This window comes from Mycolicibacter arupensis, from assembly GCF_002086515.1.
In the GTDB taxonomy this organism is placed as follows: Bacteria; Actinomycetota; Actinomycetes; order Mycobacteriales; family Mycobacteriaceae; genus Mycobacterium; species Mycobacterium arupense.
Genome location: NZ_MVHH01000094.1, coordinates 1 through 4,789, shown reverse-complemented (window position 1 = coordinate 4,789; position 4,789 = coordinate 1). Strand labels below are relative to the sequence as shown.

Annotated in this window: 4 protein-coding genes; 3 read left to right on the top strand and 1 reads right to left on the bottom strand. The window is 63.1% G+C overall.

Features of this window, described 5'->3' with window-relative positions; translation table 11 throughout:
- Positions 1–206 precede the first annotated feature (206 nt).
- Positions 207–1,115: a hypothetical protein gene (locus BST15_RS20665; RefSeq protein WP_131701238.1), complete on the bottom strand. Its 909-nt coding sequence runs from the start codon at positions 1,113–1,115 to the stop codon at positions 207–209.
- Between the two features lie 143 nt (positions 1,116–1,258).
- On the opposite strand from BST15_RS20665, the gene BST15_RS20660 reads away from it, so the two are divergent.
- Genes BST15_RS20660 through BST15_RS20650 form a run of 3 tightly spaced genes read left to right on the top strand, consistent with a single transcriptional unit; the run spans position 1,259 to position 4,753 of the window.
- On the top strand, positions 1,259–2,362 hold the full coding sequence (locus BST15_RS20660; protein ID WP_046191411.1) for a tyrosine-type recombinase/integrase: 1,104 nt from the start codon (positions 1,259–1,261) through the stop codon (positions 2,360–2,362).
- A complete protein-coding gene (locus BST15_RS22965; RefSeq protein WP_052751543.1) occupies positions 2,362–4,353 on the top strand; it encodes a tyrosine-type recombinase/integrase in 1,992 nt (663 codons plus the stop codon). The genes BST15_RS20660 and BST15_RS22965 overlap by 1 nt, the downstream gene beginning before the upstream one ends.
- Complete coding sequence (locus tag BST15_RS20650) at positions 4,343–4,753, top strand: DUF6262 family protein (protein WP_046191410.1); 411 nt, start codon at positions 4,343–4,345, stop codon at positions 4,751–4,753. The genes BST15_RS22965 and BST15_RS20650 overlap by 11 nt, the downstream gene beginning before the upstream one ends.
- The last annotated feature ends 36 nt before the right edge of the window (positions 4,754–4,789 follow it).

The window sequence follows — 4,789 nt, the reverse complement described above, 5'->3', positions numbered from 1 at the left end:
TATGTTCCCTAGGGTCGCTACGGGTGTGTAGTCGATGTAGCTGACGACCTGGATTGGCGCAGTTGGGGTCTGGCCATTTGGTGATATCTGGAGTGTCTACGACGCGGATCTGCGCTGTCGTCGACGACCGAGGCTGAGCGCTGTTAGCACGACTTCCGCTGGCCGGCTGCGGCAGCGATTCGGTTTTGGCTTCTTGCGATGGGCGCTCACCGTAGGTATGGAAGGTCGGTCTCGGCGCCGATCGGCTCGATGTAGGAGCCAAGGAGCCAGATGAGGTTGTCCGCCTCCGAGGCTGGGGTATCGGAGGGAGTGTGGTGGAGTCCAGCCAGCGCATATTGCACGGATCTGATCATGTCCTCGCGGCTACGACGTCCCGCCAGTTTGACTATCTCCTCTGCTCGCGTCCGCTGCTCGGCTAGCGGGAGGTGGTGGATCGCCGCCCAGTGATCGAAAAGCCGCGTGATGTGTACGTCGGGCTTGAACCCGCTCCAGCGGAGATTCCGGAGAAACTCGCAGCTGATTGCTATACCCATGCCGGGCGCCTTGAGTTCCGGGGCGGGGACCGTACTTACCGGAGTTTGGGTGGTTGCGCCTTCGCTGAACAGGACAGCCAAAGCGATCATCAGCTCGCCATCGGTGAGCCCGGCAGGCTCTGTTGCACTTCGAAGTTGTTTGCCGACCGCGCAAATCGCCTGTTGGTAGTAGTCCGGATTCGCTGCAAGCCGCTCTGCCCATTTCAAGATTGCCGCTGCATGGGACTTTTGGAATCGGGATCCGAGCTTGGGGCTGAGCGTGGCGACTGTGACATCAGGATCATTGGCCAGTGTTTCGAGGTCGTACTGGTGCAAGGCCGCTTCGACGTCGGCGCGACGACGCAATACCACTTTCCAGTCTGTCCCACTGCTCCATATCGCTGCGACCGCCGCGCGAAATACCGTGTTGTTCGTGATGTGCTGATCAAGTGGATTCTCGGCCGGGCGCTGGTCGATCGCGTCGATTACTTGTGCTGCGAAGTCCGTGGGGCTGTCGGCCGGGTCGGCAATGCCATAGTCGGACGCAATCTTGTCGCGTTTGGTGAAGACACGTTCGCGGAGCAGGTCGAGGTCGAATTGCATGAGCCTCACCTTCTCATGACCCGGCGACATCTGGACCGCAACGCCCAGCATGGACTGCCGCGTGGTTTCGATGCGTGAGCGGTGTTGTCGGTGGTGCTCGTTACCGTCGCTGGAGAGGCCCAGACGCGCGGTGAGGAGGCGGTATGCGGGTCCAGCGGGTGCTTGCCCCGGATGACGGTCGGGAATCGTGGACGGTCTTGGATGAGTCCTTCGCCGTGGTCGATCCGATTGACGAGTTCTTGGCGCATCTGAGCGCGATCGAGCGTTCACCGGGCACGGTACGTTCCTATGCCTTCGATCTGCGTGATTACTTCGAGTTCCTCGGTTCGCGCGGGATCGATTGGCGCACAGTCCGTCTAGAACACTTGGGCCGGTTCGTTGGGTGGCTGCGATTGACTCCGTCAGCCCGGTCGGCCGCGGTGACAGCCTTGGGGAATGGGTCCGCGCATTGCTCGGCGGCCACGATCAACCGCAAGCTGGCGGCGGTGGGTTCGTTTTACAAGTATCACCATCGTCACGGGGTGGACTGCGGGGACTTGTTGACCATGATCAAACCCGGCGGCGCGTCGGGGGCGTGGCGACCGTTTCTGGCGCATCTTGGCCCCGATGGCGACAAACGCCGTCGGACCATCAAGTTGAAAACACCGCGACAGATCCCGCGGACTTTGGACCCGGCGTCGTTGGCAGCGGTGGTTGGTGCGTGTGATCGGCTGCGTGACCGGTTCCTCATCGAGTTGCTGGCCGGCACCGGCATGCGCATCGGTGAGGCGTTGGGGCTACGGCATGAGGATATCGATGCAGCGGCGACATTGATCCGGATTCGATTGCGCGACAACAGCAACAGCGCACGAGTCAAGGGTGGTCAGCGCGAGATACCGGTCTCGGCGTCACTGATCCGGCTCTACACCGACTATCTGGTCAACGAATACGGCGATCTCGATTGCGACTATGTGTTCGTCAACCTGTGGGGCGGAACGGCCGGAACGCCGTGGCGGTACTGGAATGTCACCGATCTGGTGATCCGTCTGCGGGCACGCAGCGGTATCGCGTTCACCGTTCACATGCTGCGTCATACCTACGCCACCGACCTCCTGCGTCGTGAGGTGCCAGCCGAAGTCGTGCAGAAACTCCTCGGGCATGCGTCCGTAACGACCACCACCGGCACCTACGCGCACTTGGAGGTCGATGACCTTCGGCGAGTCCTGCACGACAAAGGCTGCCTCGGCCGCGCCGATGGGAGCCAGTGATGACCACGTCGTTGAAAATCGTCGGACCGTCGGCGAATGCTGATCCGGCATCGCCGCTGCCGCTGCCGGATCAGCTTCGCACGCTGGTGGCGCCGATTCTGCTCGACGACTGCCGAGTCCTCGTCACCGCAGGTGACCCGGTGGGAGGTGGCCCGGCCTGCGCGGTGGCGGATTGCCCTCGACCACGCGCAGGCCGCGAGATGATCTGCTCTACTCACCGCGACCGCTGGGTTGCCGCGGGAAAGCCGGACCTGGACCAATGGGATGATCCAGGGCCGTGTCCTGGCCCAGCATCGGTGCTCCTGGACAGGTTGCTGGTGCCGCTGCGCAGAGAAATCGCCTACGGCATCGACCAGGCGCGACAACACCCCCACCCTCCGTCGTTGCGCCTGGCCTCCTTGCAGAGCGCGATCTACGGGCTCGCCGACACCGGTATCGGCTCGTTGCTCGAACCCGACGAAGGCCAGTGGCCCAGTCCGAGCCGCCCCAGGCACGGCCGCATACCGAAACCGGTCGGAGTACTTCAAGTCGGCTTCTTCACCTTCACCATCGATGAACTCGATCGGCTACGCGGCCAATTCGGCTACGAGCACGAATACGCCCGAGATGTCTGGCGGCTGCGACGCCTCGGTGTCACCGGAGTTCCCCGGGGCTGGCGGCTGGACTTCGGTCAGATCGAACAGGACTGGCTGCAGACCGCGGTGAAACAGTTCCTACGCTGGCGCCACGACATCGGCCACAGCCCCAGCGGCATGCACCGCGACCTCACCGTCCTGACACTGCTGTCATCGGCTCTTACCGACTGCGCCGGAGCCGACGCCCCGCCCGAACGGTTCGACCGTGCCGTGGTCAACCGACTGTTGACCATTCTGACCGAACGGGGCCACCCACCGAACGCACGCCGCCAGCGGCTCGCATCGGTGCGCAGGTTCCTGGAGATCGCCCGCCAGCACGACTGGATCGCCGGAGTCCCCGCCAGCGCGGCACTGTATTCCGACGACTTTCCCAAAGAAACCAAACTGGCTCCCCGAGCGTTGCCGGCATCGGTCATGGCGCAGCTGGAAAACGCAGACAACCTCGCCAAGCTCACCGATCCCCGCTGGCGACTGCTGTTCCCGCTGCTCATGGAGACCGGGTTGCGAATCAACGATGCCCTGCACCTGCCGCAAGACTGCGTCATCTGCGACCAGCAGAACGCCCCCTATCTGCGCTATCTGAACCGGAAGATGAAACGTGAAGCACTGGTGCCGATCTCCTCGGAAATGGCGGCCGCGATCAACGATCAAGCCGCCCGGGTGCGCACCCAGTACTCACCGAAAGCAGTGTTGTTTCCCCGACTGACAATGAACCCCGACGGCAGGCACCCGGCCAGCACGTGCGCCCACCGGACCGCGCTCGATGCCTGGATCCAGCAGTGCCGCATTGTCGACGAGACCGGTGCACCCATGCACATCACCCCACATCAGTTCCGGCACACCCTCGGCACCCGGCTGATCAACAACGACGTCCCCCAGGAAGTGGTCCGCAAAATCCTCGACCACACCTCCTTGGAGATGACCGCCCACTATGCGCGGCTGCACGACGTCACCGTGCGTCGGCACTGGGAACGCGCCCGCAAAGTCGACATCCACGGCCACACCGTCAACATCGACGCTGACAGCCCGCTCGCTGATGCCCAATGGGCCAAACAGCATCTGGCGCGGGCCACCATGGCGCTGCCCAACGGCTACTGCGGCCTGCCGCTGCAGCAGACCTGTCCACACGCCAACGCCTGCCTGACCTGCCCCGTCTTCATCACCACCGAAGAATTCCTGCCCCAACATCGCGAGCAACTGGAACTGACCCGCGGCATCATCGAGCGCGCCCGACAACGAGGTCAGCTTCGGGTCGTCGAAATGAACCAACGCACCGCCGACAACCTGCTCACCGTCATCACCAGTCTCGAAACACCTACACCCCCAACAATCTCGGACGCCGACGATGCGAGCTGACAACACCGCACACCTCAAGAGCGCCGCCGCAGCACGGCATGAACGCACCCGCCAACGAGCCCTCGACGCCTTGAAACAGCTCGAAAGCACAGACACCGCCATCACCGTCGCCGGTCTAGCACGTTCCGCAGGCGTTGCCCGCTCCTGGATCTACACCCAACCCGACCTGCTCAACCGCATCAACGCCGAACCGCGATCAACCCGCACGGTGAAACCCCACACCCACGCCACCGAAGAATCCTGGCAACAACGCGTCGCACTCGCCCACCAACGAATCAAAGAACTCACCGCCGAGAACCAGCAACTACGGACTCAACTCGCCCTCGCCCACGGTCACCGCAGAGCCCAACAGACCACCGCGTCTAGGACACCGTCCACAACGCACACCCCCAGCTCATAACCGCCAGATACACGTCCAACCCAAGGGAACATATGT

Coding starts and splice junctions, on each gene's coding strand:
- BST15_RS20650 (WP_046191410.1), top strand. CDS start 4,343: ATGCGAGCTGACAACACCGCACACCTCAAGAGCGCCGCCGCAGCACGG.
- BST15_RS20665 (WP_131701238.1), bottom strand. CDS start 1,115: ATGCAATTCGACCTCGACCTGCTCCGCGAACGTGTCTTCACCAAACGC.
- BST15_RS20660 (WP_046191411.1), top strand. CDS start 1,259: ATGCGGGTCCAGCGGGTGCTTGCCCCGGATGACGGTCGGGAATCGTGG.
- BST15_RS22965 (WP_052751543.1), top strand. CDS start 2,362: ATGACCACGTCGTTGAAAATCGTCGGACCGTCGGCGAATGCTGATCCG.